This window comes from Streptomyces sp. NPDC111802 (assembly GCF_055634335.1).
Map to the genome: position 1 here is coordinate 24060 of NZ_JBVKCZ010000031.1, position 23524 is coordinate 47583.

The following is a 23524-nucleotide window of genomic DNA, read 5'->3' on the forward strand; positions in this document are numbered from 1 at the left end:
AACACCAGCTGTGTTACGGGCGCGCTACGGGAAGTTTTCCGACTGGACGCAGAGTACGCCGCACCTGCCGGAAAGTGACGTGCGCGCCCCTCAGGCGGCAGCCTCGACAACCGGCGTGCACTGTCCGGCCAGTTCGTCCATCGACAGCCCGAGGGCGTCAGCCAGCACGGCCACGGTGAAGAAGGCCGGGGTGGGCGCCCGGCCGGTCTCGATTTTGCGCAGCGTCTCGGCGGAGATACCGGCGCTCGCCGCGACCTCCGACATGCTGCGGCCGCCGCGGGCCTCGCGGAGCAGCCGGCCGAGCCGCTCGCCACGTTCACGTTCTGCGGGGGTGAGAGGGGTGCGCACCATGGCACCCATTCTAATACCGCCCCCGCCCGGCGCCCCCATCCATCACCCCATCCCTCACCCTGTCCCTCGCCCTATTCAAATACCGGTATAGTAATTGGCATGGTGGAGTTGAAGACGGACACGTCGATCGATGCGATGTACGAGGCCGGACAGGTCGTGGGCCAGGCCCTCACGGCCGTGCGCGAGGGCGCCGGCGTAGGGGTTTCCCTGCTGGAGCTGGACGCGGTGGCGCGCGAGGTGCTGCGTGGGGTCGGGGCGACCTCGCCGTTCCTCGGCTACCGCCCCTCGTTCGCCCCCGTCCCCTTCCCCGCCGTCCTGTGCACGTCGGTGAACGACGCGATCATGCACGGCATCCCGACCGACTACCGCCTGCGCGACGGCGACCTGGTCTCCGCCGACTGCGGCGCCGAACTGGGGGGCTGGGCCGGCGACTCGGCGCTCAGCTTCACCGTCGGCAGGGCGCGCCCGGCCGACGTACGCCTGATCGAGACGGCGGAGCGGGCGCTGGCGGCGGGCATCGAGGCGGCCGTGGTCGGCAACCGCATCGGCGACATCGCGCACGCCATCGGCTCGGTGTGCCGGTCGGCCGGGTACGGCGTCCCGGACGGCTTCGGCGGGCACGGCATCGGCCGCAAGATGCACGAGGACCCCTCGGTGCCGAACGAGGGACGCCCGGGCCGGGGTATGCCGCTGCGGCACGGCATGGTCCTCGCCATCGAGCCGATGGTCATCGCGAGCGGCAGGGACGGCTACCACGCGGCTCCGGACGGCTGGACCCTGCGCACCAACGACGGCTCCCGCGCGGCCCACGCGGAGCACACGGTGGCGATCACGGACGCCGGGCCGCGGATCCTCACCGCACGCTGAGCCGTGCCGCACGGCTCAGCACCCCAGTTCCCTGAAGGTGCCCCCGGCCACCGTTCGTGCGAAGGTGTTCGAGAACGCGCGGCCAGGTGTAACCGGCTTCCGCCCGGGTTACCCGACTCCGGCACGTCGATCAGCGAGGGCGACCCTGCCCGCGCAGGGAAGCCGGATGGGAACGCCATGACCAGCGGCTTCAGTGGTCCGGAAGACTACGACCCCTTCGGGGAATTCCTCGCCCGCTTCTTCGGCGGACCCCGCCCCGGCCCCCGCCAGATCGACATCGGCCGTCTGCTCAGCCAGCCGGCCCGGGAGCTGGTGCGGGGCGCCGCCCAGTACGCCGCCGAACACGGCAGCCGCGACCTGGACACCCAGCATCTGCTGCGTGCCGCGCTGTCCGCCGAGCCGACCCGGACTCTGCTCACCCGGGCCGGCGCGGATCCCGACTCGCTGGCGACGGAGATCGACGAGCGCTCGGGCCCGGTACAGCACCCGCCGGGCGAGGGCCCGCCGCCGACGTCGCTGTCGCTGACCCCGGCCGCCAAGCGCGCCCTGCTGGACGCGCACGACCTGGCCCGCACCCGAGGCGCCGGCTACATCGGCCCGGAGCATGTGCTCAGCGCCCTCGCCTCGAACCCCGACTCGGCGGCGGGGCACATCCTCAACGCGGCCCGCTTCGCCCCCTCCGGCATGCCGCCCGAGGCCCCGGACGGGGGCCGGCCCCGCGAGCGCACCGACCAGCGCCCGCGCGTCGACACCGGCACGCCCACCCTCGACAAGTACGGCCGCGATCTCACCGACCTCGCCCGCCAGGGCCGTATCGACCCGGTGATCGGCCGCGACGAGGAGATCGAGCAGACCGTCGAGGTGCTCTCCCGGCGCGGCAAGAACAATCCGGTGCTGATCGGCGACGCGGGCGTCGGCAAGACCGCGATCGTGGAGGGCCTGGCCCAGCGGATCGCCGACGGCGACGTCCCCGACGTGCTCAGTGGGCGCCGGGTCATCGCGCTGGACCTGAGCGGAGTGGTCGCCGGCACCCGTTACCGGGGCGACTTCGAGGAGCGGCTCACCAACATCGTGGACGAGATCCGCGCGCACTCCGACCAACTGATCGTCTTCATCGACGAACTGCACACCGTGGTGGGCGCCGGAGGCGGCGGCGAGGGCGGTTCCATGGACGCCGGGAACATCCTCAAGCCGGCCCTCGCCCGCGGCGAACTGCACGTCGTGGGCGCGACGACGCTGGAGGAGTACCGCAGGATCGAGAAGGACGCGGCGCTCTCCCGCCGCTTCCAGCCGATCCTGGTCCCCGAGCCGACCCCCGCCGACGCGATAGAGATCCTGCGCGGCCTGCGCGACCGCTACGAGGCCCACCACCAGGTCCGCTACCGCGACGAGGCACTCGTTGCCGCCGTGGAGCTGTCCGACCGCTATCTCACCGACCGCCGTCTGCCGGACAAGGCGATCGACCTGATCGACCAGGCGGGCGCCCGCGTGCGGCTGCGCGCGCGGACCAAGGGCACGGACGTACGGGCCATGGAGCGCGAGGTCGAGCAGCTGACGCGGGACAAGGACCAGGCCGTCGCCGACGAGAGCTACGAGCAGGCGACGCAACTGCGTGACCGTATCGTCGAGTTGAAGCAGCGCATCGCCGAGGCGGGCGGCGATGGGGAAGTCGACGAGGGTATGGACCTGGAGGTCACGGCCGAGGCCATCGCGGAGGTCGTGTCGCGGCAGACCGGCATCCCGGTGAGCAGCCTCACCGAGGAGGAGAAGGACCGGCTGCTCGGTCTGGAGGAGCATCTGCACGAGCGGGTCGTCGGGCAGGACGAGGCGGTGCGCGTGGTCTCCGACGCGGTGCTGCGTTCACGGGCCGGACTCGCCAGCCCCGACCGGCCGATCGGCAGTTTCCTCTTCCTCGGCCCGACCGGCGTCGGCAAGACCGAGCTGGCGCGGGCGCTCGCCGAGGTGCTGTTCGGCAGCGAGGAGCGCATGGTCCGCCTCGACATGAGCGAGTACCAGGAACGGCACACGGTCAGCCGGCTGATCGGCGCCCCGCCCGGCTACGTCGGCCACGAGGAGGCGGGACAGCTCACCGAGGTGGTGCGCAGGCACCCGTACTCGCTGCTGTTGCTCGACGAGATCGAGAAGGCCCACCCGGACGTCTTCAACATCCTGCTGCAGGTCCTGGACGACGGCCGGCTGACCGACTCGCAGGGCCGGACGGTCGACTTCACCAACACGGTCATCGTGATGACCAGCAACCTCGGCTCGGAGGCGATCAGCCGGGGCGGCACCGGGATCGGGTTCGGCTCGGGTGACGAACAGGCCGACGAGGAGGCGCGCAGTGAGCGGATCCTGCGGCCGCTGCGCCAACACTTCCGGCCCGAGTTCCTCAACCGCATCGACGAGATCGTCGTCTTCCGCCAACTGACCCCCGGGGAGCTGGAGCGGATCACCAACCTGCTGCTCGACAAGACCCGCCGGCTGCTGCACGCCCAGGGGGTCTCGGTCGAGTTCACCGGCGCGGCCGTCGAATGGCTCTCCGAGCGCGGCTACCAGCCCGAGTACGGCGCCCGCCCGCTGCGCCGCACCATCCAGCGGGAGGTTGACAACCAGCTCTCCCGGCTGCTGCTGGACGGCCGGATCGGCGAGGGCGGCCGGGTGACCGTGGACGTGGCGGACGGGCGGCTGGCCTTCCGTACGGAAGAGCTGCCGCCCGCCCCGGAGTTGTGAGCCGACGGGTGCGGTGCGGCGCCAGGTCGTGTCCGCAAAGTCCCGTCGTCCGCCCGGAGGGCGGGCGCCGTGGGGCAGGCGGGACTTTGCGGACACGGCCTAAGGCGCCGGCCGCACCACCATCGCCGAGCCGCCGCCCCGCCTTACCTTCTCGGCGGCGGCCAGCCACTTGCCGTCGGGCAGCCGCTGTACGCCCGTGGCCGCACCGATCTCGGGATTGAGCTTGAAGGAGTGCCCGATGGCCTCCAGCTGGGCCTTCGCCGCACTGTTGTAGAGCCCGGGTTCCAGTTCGGTCTGGGCGGCGTTGCGCTGGCTGGCGCGCGGCGCGGCGATGGCGTCGACGAGCGGCAGCCCCCGGTCGAGGAACCCGGTGAGCGACTGCAGCACAGTGGTGATGATGGTGGCGCCACCCGGTGAACCGAGCGCCACCACGGGCTTGTTGTGCTGGTCGAGGACGATCGTCGGGGACATCGAGGAGCGCGGTCGCTTGCCCGGGCCCGGCAGGTTCGGGTCGTGGACGGCGGGGCTCGCCGGGGCGAAGGAGAAGTCCGTCAACTCGTTGTTGAGCAGGAAGCCCCGGCCCGGGACCGTGATGCCGCTGCCGCCGGTCTGCTCGATGGTGAGCGTGTAGGAGACGACGTTGCCCCACTTGTCGGCCACGGTGAGGTGGGTGGTGCTGTCGCCCTCGTAGGTGGTCGGGGCGGCGGTGCCGCTCGCGTCGCAGGCCGCCGGGTGGCGCGGGTCGCCCGGTGCGACCGGGCTCTTGAGCACCGCGTCGTCCTTGATCAGGCATGCCCGCGAGTCGGCGTACCGCTGCGACAGCAGCTCCTTCGTCGGTACGTCCTCGAAGGCGGGGTCGCCGACCCAGCGCCCGCGGTCCGCGAACGCGACACGGCTGGCCTCGATGTAGCGTTGCAGGTACTGGATCTCGCTCGCCTTGGAAAGGTCGGTGTTCTCCAGGATGTTGAGGGCCTCGCCGACGGTCGTGCCGCCGGAGGAGGAGGGCGCCATGGAGTAGACGCCGAGACCGCGGTACGACGTCTTCGTGGGCGCCTGGAACTTGACGCGGTAGGCCGCGAGGTCCTTGGCGGACAGGTCGCCGCGGCGGGCCTTCCAGCCGGAGGCCGGGTCCACGGGCGGGTTGTCGACCGTGTCGACGATGTCCTCGGCGAGGTCCCCGCGGTAGAGCGTGCCGACGCCCTCGCGCGCCAACTCCGCGTAGGTACGGGCGAGGTCGGGGTTCTTGAAGGTGGCGCCGACGACCGGCAGCGCGCCGTTCGGCAGGAACAGCTTCGCGGTGTCCGGGAAGTAGCGGAACCGGGTCTCGTTGGCGGCGGTCTGCGAGCGGAAGGTGCCGTCGACGGTGAAGCCGTCGCGGGCGAGGCGCTCCGCGGGCTGCAGCACTGAGCGAAGGCTCTTGCTCCCCCACTCGTCCAGCGCCTTCTGCCAGGTGGCGGGCGTGCCCGGGGTGCCCACGCTCAGGCCGCTGCTGACGGCCTCGGCGAACGGGATCGCGGTGCCGTTCTCCGTGAAGAGGCCGGAGTCGGCGGTCAGTGGCGCGGTCTCCCGGCCGTCGATGGTGCGCACCGTACCGGACCGGGCGTCGTAGTGGACGAAGTAGCCGCCTCCGCCGATGCCGGCGGAGTAGGGCTCGGTGACACCGAGCGCGGCGGCCGTGGCGACGGCCGCGTCGACGGCGTTACCGCCCTTGCGCAGCACCTCGATGCCGGCCGCGGAGGCGTCCGCGTCGACGCTCGACACGGCGCCGCCGTAGCCCACGGCCACGGGAACCTTTTCGACGGGGCTCGTGGCGGGGCTGCTGTGCGACGCCGGGGGCGCCGCCGCTCCCACCGACACCACAGCGACCGAGATCGCCAGGACCGACAGTTTCCGCGCGACAGGGCGACGCATTCGCACCTCCAGTCAGGGACCGTTCGCGCAGCCTATTCGATCGGCATGCCCCCGTCAGCCTGCCCACGGCAGGCTCTCGTCGAACACCGGTTTGCGTTGGCCCGCTAGCATGCGCGCCCATGAATGACGACGTGCGCAACATCGTCCTGGGCGTGGTCGCGGCCGGTATCAGCGCCACGCTCGGCTGGCTCGCCCGCACCTACTTGTGGAAGCGCAGGCTCCGCCGCAAGCAGGCGTTCTTCGGGCTGCCCGACAACGCCGAGTCCCTGCTGGTGGTCAACCGCGGTGCGGGCGGGCCCGAGTTGACGGTGATGCGCTACGACGTGTTCGCGCTCCTCGAACTCGCCGCCCTGATCAAGGACTGCCACGCCAACGCGCAGATCATCCCGCACGACGCGGCACGCCAGGGCTTCGGCGAACGCACCGAGTTCTGCGTCGGCGGCCCGGCGTCGAACCGCCGCATGACGGCGCACCTCGCTTCCCTGCTGCCCGGTGTGCGGGTGAACGTCGACGCCGAACCCGGCCCGGACCGGGGTGCGTTCCAGATCGGCTCGGAGCGTTACCGGGTGGAGGTCGGCAAGGAGGAGTACGCGCTTCTCGCGCGGCTCACCGTCGGCGAGAGCCAGGGCCCGCGCCCGGTCTTCCTGTTCTGCGGGCAGACGTCGATCACCAACCAGGCCGCCACCCGCTATCTCGCCCGCAACCACGAGCGACTGACCCGCAAGCACGGGACCGGCTCCTTCGTGCTGCTGCTGAAGGTGGTCAACTCGCAGGCGTACGGCCCGGATGTGGTGGAGCTGGTCGCGGACGTCACCCGGGCGGCGCAGACTCCGCTGCCCACGCCGACGGCGGCTCCCCGCAACAGCCACCGCGCCTCCTGAGGTTCATCACATTCCACTAATCGTTACTGGCACGTAACTTACCGACGGGTTACTTGCGGTAAGAGGCCGCGGTTACCGTCGGGTCACTTTGCACTGACACGAGTGAGGAGTGCCCCGTGGGAAACCATCGCAAGGCCCTGCGTACGACCGCCGTGGGCGCCGTCTCCGCGACCCTGGTCGCCGGCAGCGCCCTCGGGTTCGCCCCCGCCGCCCAGGCCCAGACCAGCAGCGTCCGCTTCGTCGACATCACCGGCGACGGCGGCACCACCCTCAAGGCGAACGTCGTCACGCCGGCCGGCGCCGACGGCACCGGCCGCTACCCGCTGCTCGTCCTGCCCACGAGCTGGGGCCTGCCCCAGGTCGAGTACTTCGCGCAGGCCCAGAAGCTCGCCGACTCCGGCTACATCGTGGTCAGTTACAACGTGCGCGGCTTCTGGCAGTCGGGCGGCGAGATAGAAGTGGCCGGCCCGCCCGACATAGCCGACGCGTCCAGGGTCATCGACTGGGCGCTCGCCAACACCCCGGCCGACGCGAAGCACATCGGCATGGCAGGCGTCTCGTACGGCGCCGGTATCAGCCTGCTGACCGCCGCGCACGACAAACGGGTCAGGGCGGTCGCCGCCCTCAGCGGCTGGGCCGACCTCATCGGCTCGATCTACGCCGGCCGCACCCAGCACGTCCAGGCCGCCGCACTGCTGGACGGCGCGGGCCTGATCACCGGCCGCCAGAGCGCCGAAATCCGGCAGGTCTTCGACGACTTCTACGCCTCCAACCTGTCCAAGGAAAAGGAGCTCATCAACTGGGGGAAGAAACGTTCTGTCGCCACCTACGTGGACCAGCTCAACGACAGCGGCGCCGCGGTCATGCTGGCCAACGCCTGGGGCGACACGGTCTTCCAGCCCAACCAGTACGCGGACTTCTACGAGAAGCTGACGGGACCCAAGCGCCTGGAGTTCCGTCCCGGCGACCACGCCACGGCCGAGCTCACCGGGTTGTTCGGCCTGCCCAACGACGTGTGGACGGACACCGAGCGCTGGTTCGACCACTACCTCAAGGGCGAGGACAACGGCGTCAACCGCGAACTGCCGGTCCGGCTCAAGTCCCGTACCAGTGGCGGCTACGAGGGCTACCCGGACTGGAAGTCGGTCGGCGCGACGAACCGGAAGATCGCGCTCGCGGGTTCGACCAGGATCCACACGAACATCGACTCGGGAGCGAACGGCGGGGTCGTCTTCCTGTCCAGCATCCTCGATCAGGTGGCCCAACTGCCCCCGATGGCCTCGATCCCGCTGATCCCGCGGCTGTGGGCGGGCGTCTGGCAGTCGGAGAAGTACGCCACGGCCCAACGTGTGCGCGGCACCGCGAAGTTGCACACCACCGTCACCCCGACCAAGGAGAGCGGCACCCTCGTCGCCTATCTGTACGACGTGGGCCCGCTCGGCCTCGGCAAGCTGGTCAGCAACGCGCCGTACACCTTCCACGGACGTACGCCCGGACAGCCGTTCGGCGTCGACCTGGAGCTGTACTCCACGGCCTACGACGTCCCGGCAGGGCACCGTCTCGCCCTGGTCGTCGACACGGTCGACCCGCTCTACATCGAGCACAACCCGTCCGGCGCGCGGCTGACCTTCTCCTCGCCGGCGAACGACCCGTCGTACGTGTCGATTCCACTGCGCGAGCAGTGATCTCCGGCCGGCGCCGGACGGGTATGGCTCTGTGACTGCTGCCCCCTGCTGCCCCCGCGTCCAGGGGCCGTGGGGGGATCCCCACCCGGCAGCAGCGTCCCCGGACGTGGACGGGGCCACCGCCACGGCCTTGGGGACGGACGGAACATCGTAGTCGAGGTCGGTTCAGCTGCGTTGCGATGGCCGCAAACTATCCGGGCAGCGAGGGACTTATGGGGCGACACGCACTTTTCGGGCATTAGCCGTATTTATCCAGCCCTTACGCGAACCGTCCCACGGACCTCAGTCCTCCGAGACCTCCGCGTACAGCTGTGACAGCTCGGGCACGCCGCTCGCGGCCCACTCCCGCCCCGAGGCCACGACGTCGAACTCACGGCCGGAGGCGAGCCGGACGACCGGCTGGCCGTCCGGCCAGAACTCCCAGGCGGCTCCGGGAACGGTGCGCACGATGACGGTGCCGAGGTACAGCCCGGCGTCATTGCCCAGCCGGGTCAGGCTCTCCTCGTCGTCCCGCCAGCGCGGCAGCAGCTGATCCAGGGCCTCCAACGAGGCCACGGTGTCGTCGAGTTGGATCCCGGCCCTGGACGCGTGGGAACGCAGGAGTTCGCACTCGGAGAGCAGTTCGGCGATGCCCTCGGGGTCGGGGGCCCCGCGCTTCTCGTGCCGGTGACCCAGAAAAGGGATCTTCATACGCACAGCGTGTCATTCGCACTGCCTTGCGCACCACAGGCGCGCGGGCCGCCGATTCCGGTCGAGTTCACGCCGACTTCTGGCATGGCTCGTTGACGGGTCACGGGTGCCTCTCTACTTTCTCGATGCGTCCTGCGTCTCGTCTGAACGGCTCATGCGAACGGCTCATGTGAACAGCTGGTTTGAACGGTTGGTTTGAACGGCTCGACCGAAGTCGAGCTGAGGTCTCACCCGAACTTGTCATGTGCAGCGATACGCAGTCCTGAGCGGTCGTGAACGGGAGGAGTCGGCCGTGCGCCGATGTGTGTGGATTTCCGCGGTCGTCCTTGCCCTCTTCGCGGCCCTGGTGCCGGGAGTCTCCGCACAGGCCGCCGCCGAGCGCAAAGCCGTGCCGCTCCCGTTGGAGCGGCTCTTCGACAACGCGGCCGTCAGCGACGACGCCCGGCCCGCCGAGGCGGACCTGGACGGGTCGGGTGCCTCACTGTCGGCGCGGGACCTCACGGCCGCCGGCTGGACGCCCGGCCGCGCGCTCACGGTGCAGGGGGCGCGGCTGACCTGGCCGAACCGGCAGCCGGGCGAGCCGGACAACGTCCGGGCCGCCGGGCAGGACGTGCGGGTGACCGGGCGAGGCGACGCGCTGGCCTTCCTGGTGGCGGGTACGGCCGGTGCCGACGTCGGCGGCCCGGGGACGGTGCTGTACGCCGACGGCGCCCGGTCCGCCTACCACCTGACCGCCCCCGACTGGCGCACCGGCCCGCTCGCCACCAAGGCGGTCGCCCTGCCGCACATCAACACGCCCGGCGGGCAACTCATCGAGCGGGTGCGGCTGTACGTCATGACCGTGCCGATCCTGGCGGGCAGCCAGGTCGTGTCCGTACGGCTGCCGCAGGCGACCGGGATGCATGTGTTCGCGGTGGCGGTACGGGCCCCGGCCGCCGGCTGGACGGGGAGTTGGGCGACCGCGACGGGCGGCCATCCGACGGTGGGCCCGTGGACCGACCGGACGGTGCGCCTGGTCGTGCGCACCTCCGTCGGCGGGCCGCGGGTACGGCTGCGGTTCGACAACACCTTCGCGGCGGGGCCGGTGCGGATCGGGAGTGCCACGGTGGCGGTGCAGCAGTCGGGCGCGGCGGCGAAGGCGACGCCGGTCCGGGTGTCGTTCCGGGGCGCGGCGGGCGTCGAGATCCCGGCGGGGGCGCAGGCGTACAGCGACCCGCTCGGCTTCGGTGTGCCCGCGGACGGCAATCTGCTGGTGAGCTTCCATCTGCCGGGGACCGTGCCCGCGGCGCCCGTGCACCGGCTCGCGCAGCAGCGGTCGTATGTGAGCGCACCGGGCGACCACACGTTGGACGGCTCCGCCTCCGCCTACCCGACCGTCCTGACCAACTGGCCGCTGCTGACGGGTGTCGATGTGAGCGGTGGGCCGGGGTCGGTGGTGTTGCTGGGGGACTCGATCACCGACGGCGACAAGTCGACGACGGACGCCAACCGGCGGTGGCCCAATGTGCTGGCCACACGGCTGCTGAACCAGAGTGTGGTCCCGCACTATGGGGTGCTCAACCAGGGGATCTCGGGAAACCGTGTGGTCTCCGACCGCTATCCCGGAGACGGGCTCTCCACGGACACGGCCGGTGTGAGTGCACTGCACCGGTTCGACCGGGATGTACTGGCCCAGACCTCGGTGCGTACGGCGGTGGTGTTCGAGGGCATCAACGATGTGCGCTGGGGCACGACCGCGGAGCAGGTGATCGCGGGACTGCGGGAGATCGCGGACCGGGGGCACGAGCGGGGGCTGCGGATGCTGGCGGCGACGATCCTGCCGTGTGAGGGGGAATCGCTGTGCACAGCTGCCGCCGATGCCGAGCGGCTGGAGATCAACGCCTGGATCCGCGGCGCCGGGGTGTATGACGGCGTGCTCGACTTCGACGCCGTGGTACGGGACCCGGCGCGGCCGTCCCGCATCCTCCCCGCGTACGACAGCGGGGACCATCTGCATCCCGGTGACGCGGGGCTCGCCGCGATGGCCCGGTCGGTGGATCTGCGGGCGTTGACCCCGGCCGGTTAGTGCCGGACGCGGCTACACGTCCAGGTCCACGACCACCGGCGCATGGTCCGACGCGCCCTTGCCCTTGCGCTCCTCGCGGTCCACGTAGGAGTCGGTGACGGCCTTGGCGAACGGCTCGTTGCCGTACACCAGGTCGATGCGCATGCCTCGGTTCTTGGGGAAGCAGAGCTGGCGGTAGTCCCAGTAGGTGTACGGGTGCTCGTACTTGAGGGGGCGCGGGACCACGTCGGACAGGCCCGACTCGCGCAGGGAGGCGAGGGCGGCGCGCTCGGCGGGGGTGACATGGGTCAGGCCCTCGAAGGCGGCCACGTCGTAGACGTCGTCGTCCGTCGGCGCCACGTTGTAGTCGCCCATCACCGCGAACGGGCGGCTGCCGCCCGCGTCGCCGGCGACGGCGGCCTTGAGGGCCTCGAACCACTGGAGCTTGTACGCGTAGTGAGGGTGGTCCACCTCACGGCCGTTCGGCACATAGACCGACCAGACGCGGAGCGGGCCGCAGGTCGCGGAGATGGCGCGGGGCTCCACGACGCCGTCGAAGCCGGGGTCGCCCGGGAGGCCCTTGACGACCTCCTTGAGGCCGACGCGGGAGAGCACCGCCACGCCATTCCACCGGCCGGTGGCGTGGACCGCCGCCTCGTAGCCGAGGTCGCGCAGCGGGTCGATCGGGAACTGCTCCTCGGCGACCTTGGCCTCCTGGAGGCACAGCACATCGGTGCCGCTGCTCTCCAGCCAGGCCAGGAGCCTGGGCAGGCGGGCGGTGATCGAGTTCACGTTCCAGGTCGCGATGCGCATGCCTGACAACCTACCGGGCGGGACTGACAACCCGGCCCCGCCCGGGGTGGGCCCGGTCACAGCTCCGCGGAGTCCCCCGGCGTCAGACGCAGGTGCTCCGAGCCGCCCAGGCCGCCGATCTGGCGGTCGTAGATCGGGCGGGCCAGGTCGGTGAGCAGGGCGTCATGGATGTCGTAGGCACGCTGCGGTTTGACCTCGCGGACGTAGTCGATGACCTCCGCGATCTTGTTCCAGGGCGCCATGACCGGGAGCATCAGCGTCTCGACCGGGTGGTCGGGCACGGTGAGGGCGTCGCCCGGGTGGAAGACGCGGCCGGCGTCGACGAGGTAGCCGACGTTGGTGATGCGCGGGATGTCCGGGTGGATGACGGCGTGCAGCTCGCCGTGGACCTGGATGTCGAAGCCGGCGGCGGTGAAGGTGTCACCGTGGCCGACGGTGTGCACCCGGCCCGGGAAGGCCGCCGAGATCTTCTCCGCGACGGACTTCAGCGTCCAGATGTGTGCGGCCGGGTTGGCCTCCATGCCCGCCCGCAGCCGTGCCTCGTCGAAGTGGTCGGGGTGCTCGTGTGTGACGAGGATCGCGTCCGCGCCGACGGCGGCGTCCTCCTCGCTGAACCCGCCGGGATCCAGAACGAGCGTCTGTCCGTCCTTCTCGAGCCGGATGCAGGCGTGCGGCTTCTTCGTGAGCTTCATGGTTCCATCCTGGCGGTCCGTCGCGGCGCGCACCTGTTCCGGACGCTCACTCCTGCGGGGTGGTTTCTTCCCTTATGACCTTCTGGGCCACTCTGAAGGCGCTGTTGGCCGCCGGTACGCCGCAGTAGACGGCCGCCTGGAGCAGGACCTCCTTGATCTCGTCCGGGGTGAGGCCGTTGCGCAGCGCGGCGCGGACGTGGAAGGCGAGTTCGTCCAGGTGCCCGCCCGCGACCAGGGCGGTGAGGGTCACACAGCTGCGCGAGCGCCGGTCCAGGCCGGGTCTGTCCCAGATCTCGCCCCACGCGTACCGGGTGATGAACTCCTGGAAGTCCCCCGAGAAATCGTCCGCCTGCGCCAGCGCCCGGTCGACGTGCGCGTCACCGAGCACCTCGCGGCGGACCTTGATCCCGGACTCGTACGGGTCCGGCCGTCCCATCGTCTGCATCGGTACGACGGCCGGCGCGATCTCGGCGATGGGCGTGGGCTGCGGCGCCGGCGCGGCGGACAGGACCGGCTTGACGGGGGCGGCCACGATGGCCATCTGGCCGGTGGTGGAGTCGTAGGCGGGCTGCCAGGCGGTGGAGAAGTGCCGGACCAGCAGGTCGGTGACGGCGGCCGGCTGCTCGACCGGGACGAGGTGGGAGGCGCCGGGGACGACGGCGAGCCGGGCGTCCGGTATCCCGGCGACCAGGGTGCGGGCCTCGGCGGGGCCGGTGACCTGGTCGTCCGAGCCGACGAGGACCAGCGTGGGCACGGCGACCCCGGCCAGCTGCGACCGCACGTCGAACGAGGCGAGCGCCTCGCAGGCGGCGATGTAGCAGCCGGGGTCGGTGGTGCGCACCATCTGCACCGCCCACTCGGTGATGGCGGGCTGGGCGGCGGCGAAGCCGGTGGTGAACCAGCGGTCCGGCGAGGTACGGGCGATGGGGTCGAGGCCGTTCGTGCGCACGATCACGCCCCGCTGGCGGAACTCGTCGGCCGTGCCGAAGCGGGGCGAGGCGGCGATCAGCGCGAGTGAGGCGAGGCGCTCCGGGTGGCGCAGCGCGAGTTCGATGCCGAGCGCGCCGCCGAGCGCGCAGCCCGCGTAGCCGAAGCGCTGCACACCGAGCCTGTCGAGGGTGGCGAGCAGCCGTTCGGCGAGGTCGCCGACGGAGCCGGCCGGGTACGCGGGCGCGCCGCCGTGCCCGGGCAGGTCGAACCGGAAGACCCGCCACTGCTGGGTCAGTTCGGGGACCTGTCGGTCCCACATGTGCCAAGTGGTGCCCAGTGAGGGACCGAGGATCAGGACCGGGGCGTCTTCTGGCCCGTCAAAGCGGTATTGCAGGGTGTTCGTCGGTGTCTCACTCACCTGCCCGACCCTCTCATCTGTCACGAGATGTCACATCGCCGGGGTGGACCTGTCGGGCCTTGCCCCGCTCCGGCATGTACGCGTGGCCGTGTCGGCGGCGGGCCCTCCGGGCGCGCGCCCTCCTTCACTGTGGTGGCCCGGAGGAGACTCGGCGTGACTCACCTCGAAACCTCCCGGAATCCCGCCCAACAGCAGCTTGACCACCACACGGTGAACGCTTGGTGGAAGGCTTGGCCGTAGCCGGATGCTCTCCGGCTTGACGTACCACCGCTTGGTCGTCTTCACGTTCGCGCGCCGCAACGGAAATCCCGTAGTTCCGTCAGATGGGTGGCCAGTTTCGCAGCGCCGCGTCGGCCACCTGCTGGAGTTCGGAGCGGGTGGCGCCGCCGGCGGCCTGGACGGCGATGCCGTTCGACACGGTCATGAGGTATCGGGCGAGCAGTTCCGGGTCCGCGCCCCGAGGCAGATCACCCTCGTCGACAGCCCGCTGGAACCGGTCGCGGAGGCCAGCGCGGCCGTCGTCGCGCCAGGCGATCAGGGCGTCCTGGGCGGCCCGTCCGGAGTCACCGGCGGCCAGCGAGCCCTGTACACCCAGGCATCCGGCGGGGCAGCCGGGGCGGGTGGTCGTCCTGACCGAGCCGACGAGGAACGCCGTGGCCACCTCCCGGGCGCTCGACTCCTCCAGCGCGAGGGCCGCGTAGGCGGCGGGGCCTTCGGAGTAGCGCTCCAGGGCCTTGCGGAACAGTTGCTCCTTGTTGCCGAAGGCCGCGTACATGCTCTTGCGGGTGATGCCCATGAACTATCGGGAGTTCAAGCAATGGGACAGCTGGAAGGCAAGACCGCCGTCGTCACCGGTGGCGGCACCGGAATCGGCCTGGCCACCGCCGCGCGGCTGGCGTCCGAGGGCGCCCACGTGTTCATCACCGGCCGGCGCAAGGACGCGCTCGACAGGGCCGTCGAGTCGATCGGTTCCGCAGTCACCGCGATGCCGGGCGACATATCGGAGTCGGCCGACCTGGACCGGCTGTACGACGCGATCCGCGAACGAGGCCGGGGCCTGGACGTGCTGTTCGCCAACGCGGGCATGGCCACGCTCGCACCGCTGGCGCAGGCCACTGAGGAACAGTTCGATCAGATCTTCGGCGTCAACGTCCGGGGCACGCTGCTCACCGTGCAGAAGGCGCTGCCGCTGCTCAACGGGGGCGCCTCAGTGATCTTGAACGACTCCATCCGTGCCGACGACGGCTGGGAGAATTTCCGCCTGTACGCGGCGTCGAAGGCCGCGATCCGGTCCCTCGCGCGGACCTTGGCCAACGAGCTGAAGGGGCAGGGGCATCCGGGTCAACACCGTCGCGCCGGGCGCGATCGACACCCCCGGAGTCGACGCCGCCGTCGGCGAGGAGAACGCGGCCGCCGCCAAGGCGGACCTCGCGACGGGAGTGCCGATCGGCCGGATGGGACGCCCGGAGGAAGTCGCCGCCGCGGCGAGAACCAGTTCTGACCCCGCCACGCAGAGTCCCGACAGGCCCAGGCCCGACACGGTCACCTTTCCGGTAGGGGCGGGCGGCGGTGGGGCGCCCCCGGTGGGGGCGGTGCGACTGTCAGGTCGCATACTCGGGGATCGTTGGGATGCCGTGAGTGCGGTGACTGCTGCGACCGGTGCGCTGCTGGGCAGGTGGGAAGGCTGATGGGGGACATGAAGGACGCGAACGAACTGGTCGTGCCGGAAGTGGTGGACAGTCCCGCCCTTCGGACGCAGTCGAACAGCAGCCTGGCACGGTGGTTGCTGCGCCACCGGGTGCAGCCGGTCGGGCCGGCGGCGGGTGAGGGGCATGCCGAGCCGCAGGCCTGGTGGAAGGTGATGTGCCTGACGGGGGTGGACTACTTCTCCAGCCTGGCGTACGTGCCGGCGATCGCGGCACTGGCGGCCGGGGCGGTGTCGCCGTTGGCGACGCTGCTGATCGTGGCGCTGACACTGGTCGGGATGCTGCCGATGTACCGGCGGGTGGCCCGGGAGAGCCCGCACGGCGCCGGGTCGGTGGCGATGCTCGAGGATCTGCTGCCGTTCTGGTGGGGCAAGCTCTTCGTGCTGGTCCTGCTCGGCTTCGTGGCCACCTCGTGGATCATCACGATCACCCTGTCCGCGGCGGACGCCTCCGTCCACATGATGGAAAACCCCTATCTGCCCCATGCCCTGCACGGTCACGAGGTCGCCATCACGGTGGCGTTGTTGCTGGTACTCGGAGGGGTGTTCCTGCTCGGGTTCAGTGAAGCGGTCAGTGTGGCCATCCCGCTGGTCGCGGTCTTCCTGGTGCTCAACGCGGTGGTCATCGCCGTGGGGTTGGTGGATGTGTTCAGCACGCCGGGGGCGTTCTCGGCGTGGACGGACGCGCTCGGTGAGGGCGGTGGCGGATTCGGCGATCTGGTGAAGCCGGCGCTGGTGGCGTTTCCGCTGCTGGTGCTCGGTCTGTCGGGTTTCGAGACCGGGGTGAGCATGATGCCGCTGGTATCCGCCGACGGCGCCGATCCCGAGCAGCGGCTGCGCTCGCGGATCCGCAACACCCGCACGCTGCTGACCACCGCCGCGCTCATCATGAGCGTCTACCTGCTGTCCGCGAGCTTCGTGACCACGGTCCTCATTCCGCACAAGGAGTTCGAGCCCGGTGGCGGGGCCAACGGCCGGGCCCTGGCCTGGCTGGCGCACGAGAACGTCGGGGAGGCGTTCGGCACCGGCTACGACATCAGCACCATCCTCATCCTGTGGTTCGCGGGCGCGTCCGCGATGGCGGGGCTGGTCAACATCGTCCCGCGGTACCTGCCCGACTACGGCATGGCCCCGGAATGGGGACGCGCGGTACGACCCGTCGTGATGGTCTACACCGTCCTGTGCGTACTCATCACCATCGCCTTCGACGCCGACGTCGACGCCCAGGCAGGCGCCTACGCCACCGGCATCCTGGCCATGATGGTCTCCGGCGCCTTCGCCGTCACCGTCTCGGTCGTACGTCGCCGCCGGCGCGCGGCCGCCGCAGGCTTCGCGCTGCTCACCGCGATCCTCCTCTACGCCCTGGTGGCCAACATCGTCGACAAGCCCGACGGCATCACCATCTCCGGCATGTTCATCGCCGGCATCATCGCCGTGTCGCTGATCTCCCGGGTCTCGCGCACCACCGAACTGCGCGCCGACCGCATCGTCTTCGATGCGGACGCCCGCCGGTTCATCACCGACACCCTCGCCCACGACAACGCCATCAACATCATCGCCAACCGCCGCGAGGCCGGCGACGGCGCCGAGTACTCCGCCAAGGAACGCGAGCAGCGCGGCAGCAATCCGGTGCCCGCCCCGGCCGACGTGCTGTTCGTGGAGATCGACGTGGTCGACCCGTCCGACTTCAGCGAAACCCTTGCCGTACGCGGCGTCGAAGTCGACGGCTACCGAATCCTGCGTGCCGAGGCCCCGGCCGCGCCGAACGCCATCGCCGCAATCCTGCTCGCCCTGCGCAACGCCACCGGCGTTCAGCCGCACTGCTACTTCGCGTGGGCCGAAGGCAGCCCGCTCATGCACATGTTCCGCTACTTCCTGCTCGGCCGCGGCGACACCGCCCCCGTCACCCGCGAAATCATCCGCAGCAACGAACCCGACCCCGATCGCCGACCCGGCATCCACGTCGGCGGCTGACCCTCGCACCACCCCACCGCCTGGCACAGACCTGGTCCACTGACGGCCCGTCAGCCGTCCATCGATGCTTGATCCTGCTCGGAACTGCTTCCTATCGAGCACATATTGACATGGACCAGCCAAGCCCGCCAGAGTCATGCCCCGACAGTCCGCACAGTCCCGACAGTGCACCGGTAGTGATGCAAGCCACCCCACCGAGGAGTGTTGCCGTCATGTCCGAAACCCCCGCTGTCTCACGCCGACTGCTCCTGGGCGGAGCCGTGGCCACCGGCGCGCTCGCGGCAGGAATGACCGCCGCCGCGCCGACCGCGTCCGCCGCGACCGGACAGGCGCCCCGCCGCCCCGGACAGAAGTCGATGATCGGCGTGCCCTACGAGGTCCACAGAACCGTCCGCGTCGCTGTCATCGGCCTGGGGAACCGCGGCGGAGGCATGGTCACGGGCTGGGCGGCCGTACCAGGCTGCACCGTGACCGCCGTCTGCGACATCCGCGCCGACCGCGCGCGACGCGTGGCCGACCGGCTGGTGAGCAAGGGCGAGCCCCGCCCCGCCGAGTACGGCGGATCGGCCGACTCCTACGCCAAGATGCTCCAGCGCGACGACATCGACCTGGTGTACGTCGCCACGCCGTGGGAGTTCCACTACGAGCACGGCAGGGCCGCACTGCTGAGCGGCAGGCACGCCGTGGTGGAACTCCCCGTCGCGACCGAACTGCGTCAGCTGTGGGACCTCGTCGACACCTCCGAGCGCACCCGCAGGCACCTGTTCCTCGCCGAGAACTGCAGCTACGGCCGCAACGAACTGGCCATGCTGAGGATGGCGCACGCCGGTCTGTTCGGCGACATCACCGACGGCCATGGCGGCTACCTCCACGACCTGCGTGAACTCCTGTTCTCCGACACGTACTACACCGACTCCTGGCGGCGGCTGTGGCACACCCGCAGCACCGCCTCGCTCTACCCCATGCACGGGCTGGCCCCGATCGCGGCGGCCATGGACATCAACCGCGGCGACCGGATGACCACCCTGCGCGCCACCGCGACCGCTCCGAAGGGACTGGCCGACTACCGCGAGCGCTTCGTCCCCCGGGACCACCCGTCCTGGAAGGAGACGTACATCAACGGTGACCTGGTCACCTGCCTCATCGAGACCGAGCAGGGCAGGATCATCCGGGCCGAGCACGACGTGAGTTCACCGCGGCCGTACAGCAGGATCAACACCCTCGCCGGCAGCCGCGGGATCGTCGAGGACTACACCGGACCCGCCCCGACCGGCGCGCGCGTCTATCTCGAACCCGACCACGGCGGCCACACCTGGCGCGACTTCGCCGACTACCGCAAGGAGTTCGACCACTGGCTGTGGCGGAAGGTCGGCGACGACGCCGCGAACAACGGCGGCCACGGTGGCATGGACTACGTCCTGCAGTGGCGCACCGTCCAGTCGATGCGCGCCGGGCTGGTGCCCGACATCGACGTGTACGACTCGGCCGCCTGGTGCGCTGCGGTCCCGCTGAGCGCCGCGTCCCTCGCGAGGCGGGGCCGCCCGGTCGAGATCCCGGACTTCACCCGCGGCGCCTGGGCCGGCAAGCGTCCCGGACTCGACTCCAGCCCGACGGAAATGCCGCCCGTCGGCTGAACCGACGCCTCCGCGGGCAGGCGTCAGCACGGCCTGCGCCAGGCGTCCAGTTCCAGCCTCTTGCGCATCGACGAGAGGCGCAGCTTGCGGGACCCCTCGCAGAAGCGGGACGTGGGCTGGGCGTACTCCACGTGGAAGACCGCCTTGCCCGCCGTGGTGAACGGTGCGAGGCGCGCGCACTCGTCGTACTGCGCGCACTCCTCGTTGACCGCGAAGTCGAAGTCGGCGACCAGCTGCGGGATTTGGGGCAGATCGTTCTTCAGGCCCACCGCGAGCCCACGCCTGTGCGCGGCGGCGGCGATCATGCGGTTGTAGCGGAGCTGGTCGTGGGCGGTGAGCGGGAACCCCGTCTTGTTGCCGTAGCCCTCGACCAGGTCCGGTTCGACCGCGTCGAAGCCTTTGTCCCGGCACATGTCGAAACGGCGTTCCATGATGGGCCGCAGCACCTCCAACCGGCGGATGTCCAGCCAGCGTTCGCCGTGCCAGCCGTTGGGGCTGCCGAGCACGGAGCGGGGGAAGGCACGTCGGTCGGGGCGGTAGTCCTCCCAGGCGCCGACGTTGACGTAGCAGATCACCTTGCGGCCGTCCCGGTGCAGGCGTGCGACGTCGTCGGCGCTGTTCTCGAATCCGTCGATGTCGTAGACAGGGACGTCGACGGACGGGTCGACCCTGCCGTCGAGCTGCCACTGCCACGCCAGCCCGGGACGTGGCTGCCAACGCGCGCCGGGGATGGGGGCGGATGCGGGGCCTTCGGCGCACGCGGCCAGGGTGATCAGGGACAGCAGGGTCGCCATGACGGCCGAGACCGTCCGCCTCAACGGTCCGCCTCCGCCAGCGCGGGCGTCAGGCGGGACCACGGGTTGGGCAGGTCTCCCGTCACCGGCCCGCTGACACCCGCGCCCCGCTCCCTCGCCGTCCTCATGGCGAGCGGCACGAGCGGTTCGGGTACGCCGTAGACCAGATGGCACAGCCGCTCGGCGGGCAGCCGCTCGGTCCACGAGGGGCGGCTGAAGTCCGACACATATCTCGACCAGGGGCCTTCGAAGGTGACCGTCAGGTCGGCGAGCCGGGCGTAGCCGGGCGCGGGGTGGACGCCCGGGTTGAGGACGACCGTCGAGGCCCCGAGCCGGCGGGCGGAGCGCACCAGGCGACGGCAGTCCGGCAGTCCGTGCGGGGCCGCCGGCACCTGGTCCAGAAAGCAGCCGTCGACGGCGTACCACTCCTGGTGCCGGCGCAGATCCTCGGTGATCCGCGCCGGGTCGCGGGCTCCGTAGTCCGTGTCGAGGTAGCCCAGCACACGGGCGCCCGCCGAGCGCAGTGCGCCGGCCGCCGTGACGAACGCCGGATCCGGGGCCCGGCCGGGTCCGTTCGCCGGGTTGAGCACCACGGCGTAGGTGCGCGCGGCTCGGGTGATGAGCCGGTGCCAGGCGGCCGGGTCCTCGGCCGGATGCACGTACAGCGGGATCAGCAGGCTCACCGCGCCGGTACCTCCTCGGCGGTGCGCCGACCGGGGCGGGCGGCCGCCCACAGTGCCGCCACGGACTCGTCGAGGGTGTGGCCAGGCGTCCAGGCGAGGGCGTCGCGGGCGGCGGTGATGTCCGAGCACTGCCACGACACCTGCGCGGACCGCGCGGATCCGCCGGCCCCCGCCTCGACGATCCGGCCCCGGAAGCCGGCCGTGTCCGCGAGCGCGCGCACGAGGTCGCGGACCGGTCGGGCCTCGCCGCCACCGATGTTCAGCAGGCGGGGCAGTTCTCCCACGGCGGTTGCCGCCGACCGCGCCGCCCGTGCCACATCGCGTACGTCCACGAAGTCGCGGTGCGCGGACAGGTCGCCGAGGCGCAGCTCCGCATCCGGGTCGTCCCCCGCGTCGGCGAGCAGGCGCGCGACCCGGCCGGGCAGCCCGGTGGACGGCGCCCCCGCGCCCACCGGGTTGCCCACTCGCAGCACCACCGCGTCCAGCCCGGACGCGGTCACCGCCACGGTGCCCGCGAGCTTGGTCGCGCCGTACGGGCCGGTCGGCCGGGTCGCCGCCGACTCCGTGACCCGCACTCCGGGGCCGGTGGGCCCGTACTCGGCGGCCGAGCCCAGATGGACCAGCCGGGCCCCGGGCGCCGCGGTCCGCAGTGCCGCGCACAGCACGGCGGGGCCCCGGGCGTTCACCTCGGCGAGCGTGACGGCGTCGCCGCCGGTCACGCCCGCGCAGTTGACGACGGCGTCGGGCGCGGCCTCGGCAAGGGCCGCCGCCAGGTCCCGCGGGCGGTCGGCGGCGAGGTCCACGGTGACGTCGGCGGCAGGCGAGCGGCCGCCGACGAGGACCCGCGCGTCCGGCAGGGTGCGCAGGTGCTCGACGACATGCGTGCCCAGATAGCCGGTGGCGCCGAGTACGAGGATGTGCATGGCTCCTCAGGCCCCCTTGAGCAGCATCGACTTGCGGCTGGTGAACTCCGCGTTGGCCCGGTCGTAGTCGTCGGGACGGCCGATGTCCAGCCAGTAGCCGTCGAACTCGTAGGCGTGCGGGGGTCGTTCGGCGGCGAGCAGGTCCATCACGAGTTCGTCGAAGCCGAGCGGCAGCCCGGGGGTGTAGTCGTCGAGGGTGGTCCTGGAGACACCGTAGACGCCCATGGACACCCGGTAGTCGATGCTGGGCTTCTCGGTGAACGCCATGACCCGGCCGGCGTCGGTGGTCAGCACCCCGAAGTCGATCTGCACCTTGCGGGCGTAGGTGGCGATGGTCAGGGGCGTGCCCGACGCCTCGTGCGTGCGCAGCACATCGGCGTAGTCGAGGTCGGTGAGCACATCGCCGTTCATGACCAGGAAGTGCTCGGGCAGACGGTCGCGCAGGGTCAGCAGCGGGCCCATGGTGCCCAGCGGGCTCTCCTCGGTGGCGTAGTCGATGTTCATGCCCCACTGGGCCCCGTCGCCGACGAAGGCGCGGATGATCTCGCCCAGATGACCGATGGCGATGGTGCAGCGGGTGAAGCCGGCCGTGGCCAGCTGACGCAGCACGATCTCCAGGATCGCGTGCTGGTCGCCGATGGGGACGAGCGGCTTGGGCAGCGCGGTGGTGTACGGCCGCAGCCGGACGCCCTTTCCTCCGGCCAGGATGACTGCGTGCATGTGCATGGCATACCTCCTGCGAGTACGTCCGGTCGGGTCAGATGTTGTAGATGCCGGTCTTGTAGCGGGCCAGGTTGGCCGGATCGGTGAACCACCGCGCGGTCCGTGCGAGTCCTTCCTCCAGGGTGCTGACGGGCCGCCAGCCGGTCGCCTCGCCGAGCCGGGTGGCGTCCGCGACGAGCCGCATCACCTCGGAGCCCGCGGGCCGCAGACGCGCGGCGTCCTCCCGTACGTCGAGCGGGGCGTCCATGACCTTGCCGATCAGCGCGACCAGGTCACCGACGGAGATCTCCCCTCCGGTCCCGGCGTTGAAGGTGCGGCCCACCACCCGCTCCGCCGCAGCGGTACCCACCGCGAGGAACGCCCGCGCGGTGTCCTCGACGAAGGTGAAGTCCCGGGTGGGGCGCAGATCGCCGAGCGTGATGGTGCGCTGCCCGGCCGCCACCTGACCGATGACGGTGGGGATCACCGCGCGCATCGACTGGCGCGGACCGAAGGTGTTGAACGGCCTGAGCGTCACCACGGGCGTGCCGAAACTGGCGTGGTAGCTGTCCGCCAGCCGGTCGCCGCCCGCCTTCGAAGCGGCGTACGGCGACTGGGTGTTGATGGGGTGGTCCTCGGTGATCGGCACGGTCTGCGCGGTCCCGTACGTCTCGCTGGTCGAGGTGTGCACCAGGCGCGGGATCTCCAGCGCGCGCACCGCCTCCAGCACATTGAGCGTGCCGGTGACGTTGGTGTCCACGTAGCTGTGCGGGGCCTGGTAGGAGTACGGGATCGCGATCAGCGCGGCGAGGTGGTAGGCGCAGTCGGCGCCGTCGAGCAGGCCGCGTACGGAACCCGGGTCGCGTACGTCGCCCAGGACGATCTCGACCTGGTCCAGGACGTCGGCGGGCAGGGTCTCCAGCCACCCGTACGAGGAGAACGAGTTGTACTGGGCCATGGCCCTGACGCGGTGGCCGGAGGCGACGAGCGCCTCGGTGAGATGCGAGCCGATGAAGCCTTCGGCTCCGGTGACGGCGGCGAGCGGTGCGGAGGTCAACTCTTGGTCCCTTCATAGCGGTTGTCGGACGGGTGGCCCG

The 23524-nt window shown here is 71.1% G+C and carries 19 protein-coding genes and 1 pseudogene; 8 read left to right on the forward strand and 12 right to left on the reverse strand.

All coding sequences use genetic code 11. From position 1 onward, the window contains the following. Positions 1-90: 90 nt before the first annotated feature. Positions 91-351 carry a helix-turn-helix domain-containing protein gene (locus ACZ7NC_RS29890; RefSeq protein ID WP_471492604.1) on the reverse strand — a complete coding sequence of 87 codons (261 nt, stop codon included), beginning with the start codon at positions 349-351 and terminating at the stop codon, positions 91-93. Positions 352-450: 99 nt separating this feature from the next. On the opposite strand from ACZ7NC_RS29890, the gene map reads away from it, so the two are divergent. Both map and ACZ7NC_RS29900 read left to right on the forward strand, forming a co-directional pair. Then, positions 451-1218, forward strand: a complete 768-nt coding sequence (gene map / locus ACZ7NC_RS29895) for a type I methionyl aminopeptidase (protein ID WP_471492605.1) — start codon at positions 451-453, stop codon at positions 1216-1218. A gap of 177 nt (positions 1219-1395) precedes the next feature. Continuing rightward, the gene (locus ACZ7NC_RS29900) at positions 1396-3948 is read left to right on the forward strand and encodes an ATP-dependent Clp protease ATP-binding subunit (protein ID WP_471492606.1); all 2553 of its coding nucleotides are present in this window, start codon (positions 1396-1398) and stop codon (positions 3946-3948) included. Between the two features lie 99 nt (positions 3949-4047). Here ACZ7NC_RS29900 and ggt read toward each other — a convergent pair whose 3' ends face one another. After that, positions 4048-5859 (reverse strand): gamma-glutamyltransferase, encoded by a 1812-nt coding sequence (gene ggt, locus ACZ7NC_RS29905; RefSeq protein WP_471492607.1) that lies wholly within the window; start codon positions 5857-5859, stop codon positions 4048-4050. Positions 5860-5978: 119 nt separating this feature from the next. On the opposite strand from ggt, the gene ACZ7NC_RS29910 reads away from it, so the two are divergent. Together ACZ7NC_RS29910 and ACZ7NC_RS29915 are read left to right on the forward strand one after the other, a co-directional pair. Beyond that, the gene (locus tag ACZ7NC_RS29910; RefSeq protein WP_471492608.1) at positions 5979-6740 is read left to right on the forward strand and encodes a hypothetical protein; all 762 of its coding nucleotides are present in this window, start codon (positions 5979-5981) and stop codon (positions 6738-6740) included. Positions 6741-6856: 116 nt separating this feature from the next. After that, positions 6857-8425, forward strand: a complete 1569-nt coding sequence (locus tag ACZ7NC_RS29915) for a CocE/NonD family hydrolase (RefSeq protein WP_471492609.1) — start codon at positions 6857-6859, stop codon at positions 8423-8425. 282 nt (positions 8426-8707) lie between these two features. On the opposite strand, the gene ACZ7NC_RS29920 is transcribed toward ACZ7NC_RS29915, so the two are convergent. Further along, the gene (locus ACZ7NC_RS29920; RefSeq protein ID WP_471492610.1) at positions 8708-9115 is read right to left on the reverse strand and encodes a DUF6278 family protein; all 408 of its coding nucleotides are present in this window, start codon (positions 9113-9115) and stop codon (positions 8708-8710) included. A 292-nt stretch (positions 9116-9407) separates the two neighbouring features. Here ACZ7NC_RS29920 and ACZ7NC_RS29925 point away from each other — a divergent pair, with 292 nt between their 5' ends. Further along, on the forward strand, positions 9408-11180 hold the full coding sequence (locus ACZ7NC_RS29925; protein WP_471492611.1) for an SGNH/GDSL hydrolase family protein: 1773 nt from the start codon (positions 9408-9410) through the stop codon (positions 11178-11180). Between the two features lie 12 nt (positions 11181-11192). Here the strand turns inward: ACZ7NC_RS29925 and ACZ7NC_RS29930 are convergent, their stop codons facing one another. The 4 genes from ACZ7NC_RS29930 to ACZ7NC_RS29945 all read right to left on the reverse strand — a co-directional run bounded on the left by ACZ7NC_RS29930 (position 11193) and on the right by ACZ7NC_RS29945 (position 14808). Further along, positions 11193-11972: an exodeoxyribonuclease III gene (locus ACZ7NC_RS29930; protein ID WP_471492612.1), complete on the reverse strand. Its 780-nt coding sequence runs from the start codon at positions 11970-11972 to the stop codon at positions 11193-11195. Positions 11973-12028: 56 nt separating this feature from the next. Continuing rightward, positions 12029-12664 carry an MBL fold metallo-hydrolase gene (locus ACZ7NC_RS29935; RefSeq protein ID WP_471492613.1) on the reverse strand — a complete coding sequence of 212 codons (636 nt, stop codon included), beginning with the start codon at positions 12662-12664 and terminating at the stop codon, positions 12029-12031. A 46-nt stretch (positions 12665-12710) separates the two neighbouring features. Further along, positions 12711-14012 (reverse strand): bifunctional 3-oxoadipate enol-lactonase/4-carboxymuconolactone decarboxylase PcaDC, encoded by a 1302-nt coding sequence (gene pcaDC, locus ACZ7NC_RS29940; RefSeq protein WP_471492614.1) that lies wholly within the window; start codon positions 14010-14012, stop codon positions 12711-12713. 319 nt (positions 14013-14331) lie between these two features. Then, positions 14332-14808, reverse strand: a complete 477-nt coding sequence (locus ACZ7NC_RS29945) for a TetR/AcrR family transcriptional regulator (protein WP_471492615.1) — start codon at positions 14806-14808, stop codon at positions 14332-14334. 21 nt (positions 14809-14829) lie between these two features. Here ACZ7NC_RS29945 and ACZ7NC_RS29950 point away from each other — a divergent pair. From ACZ7NC_RS29950 to ACZ7NC_RS29960, 3 genes and pseudogenes are all read left to right on the forward strand, one after another. After that, positions 14830-15496: pseudogene (locus ACZ7NC_RS29950) on the forward strand (SDR family oxidoreductase); the annotation flags it as partial. Positions 15497-15699: 203 nt separating this feature from the next. Continuing rightward, positions 15700-17691 carry an APC family permease gene (locus ACZ7NC_RS29955; protein WP_471492616.1) on the forward strand — a complete coding sequence of 664 codons (1992 nt, stop codon included), beginning with the start codon at positions 15700-15702 and terminating at the stop codon, positions 17689-17691. 212 nt (positions 17692-17903) lie between these two features. Then, entirely contained in the window at positions 17904-19325 is a 1422-nt protein-coding gene (locus tag ACZ7NC_RS29960) for a Gfo/Idh/MocA family protein (RefSeq protein ID WP_471492617.1), read from the forward strand. Between the two features lie 23 nt (positions 19326-19348). Here ACZ7NC_RS29960 and ACZ7NC_RS29965 read toward each other — a convergent pair whose 3' ends face one another. The 5 genes from ACZ7NC_RS29965 to ACZ7NC_RS29985 are packed head-to-tail and all read right to left on the reverse strand — an operon-like array spanning position 19349 to position 23484. Continuing rightward, positions 19349-20119 (reverse strand): endo alpha-1,4 polygalactosaminidase, encoded by a 771-nt coding sequence (locus ACZ7NC_RS29965; RefSeq protein ID WP_471492618.1) that lies wholly within the window; start codon positions 20117-20119, stop codon positions 19349-19351. Between the two features lie 20 nt (positions 20120-20139). After that, positions 20140-20802: a spherulation-specific family 4 protein gene (locus tag ACZ7NC_RS29970; RefSeq protein ID WP_471492619.1), complete on the reverse strand. Its 663-nt coding sequence runs from the start codon at positions 20800-20802 to the stop codon at positions 20140-20142. Further along, positions 20799-21725 (reverse strand): NAD-dependent epimerase/dehydratase family protein, encoded by a 927-nt coding sequence (locus ACZ7NC_RS29975; protein ID WP_471492620.1) that lies wholly within the window; start codon positions 21723-21725, stop codon positions 20799-20801. Before ACZ7NC_RS29975 ends, ACZ7NC_RS29970 begins: the two co-directional genes overlap by 4 nt. Before the next feature lie 6 nt (positions 21726-21731). Further along, positions 21732-22445: a nucleotidyltransferase family protein gene (locus ACZ7NC_RS29980; RefSeq protein WP_471492685.1), complete on the reverse strand. Its 714-nt coding sequence runs from the start codon at positions 22443-22445 to the stop codon at positions 21732-21734. 37 nt (positions 22446-22482) lie between these two features. Further along, positions 22483-23484, reverse strand: a complete 1002-nt coding sequence (locus ACZ7NC_RS29985; RefSeq protein WP_471492621.1) for a GDP-mannose 4,6-dehydratase — start codon at positions 23482-23484, stop codon at positions 22483-22485. Positions 23485-23524 lie beyond the last annotated feature (40 nt).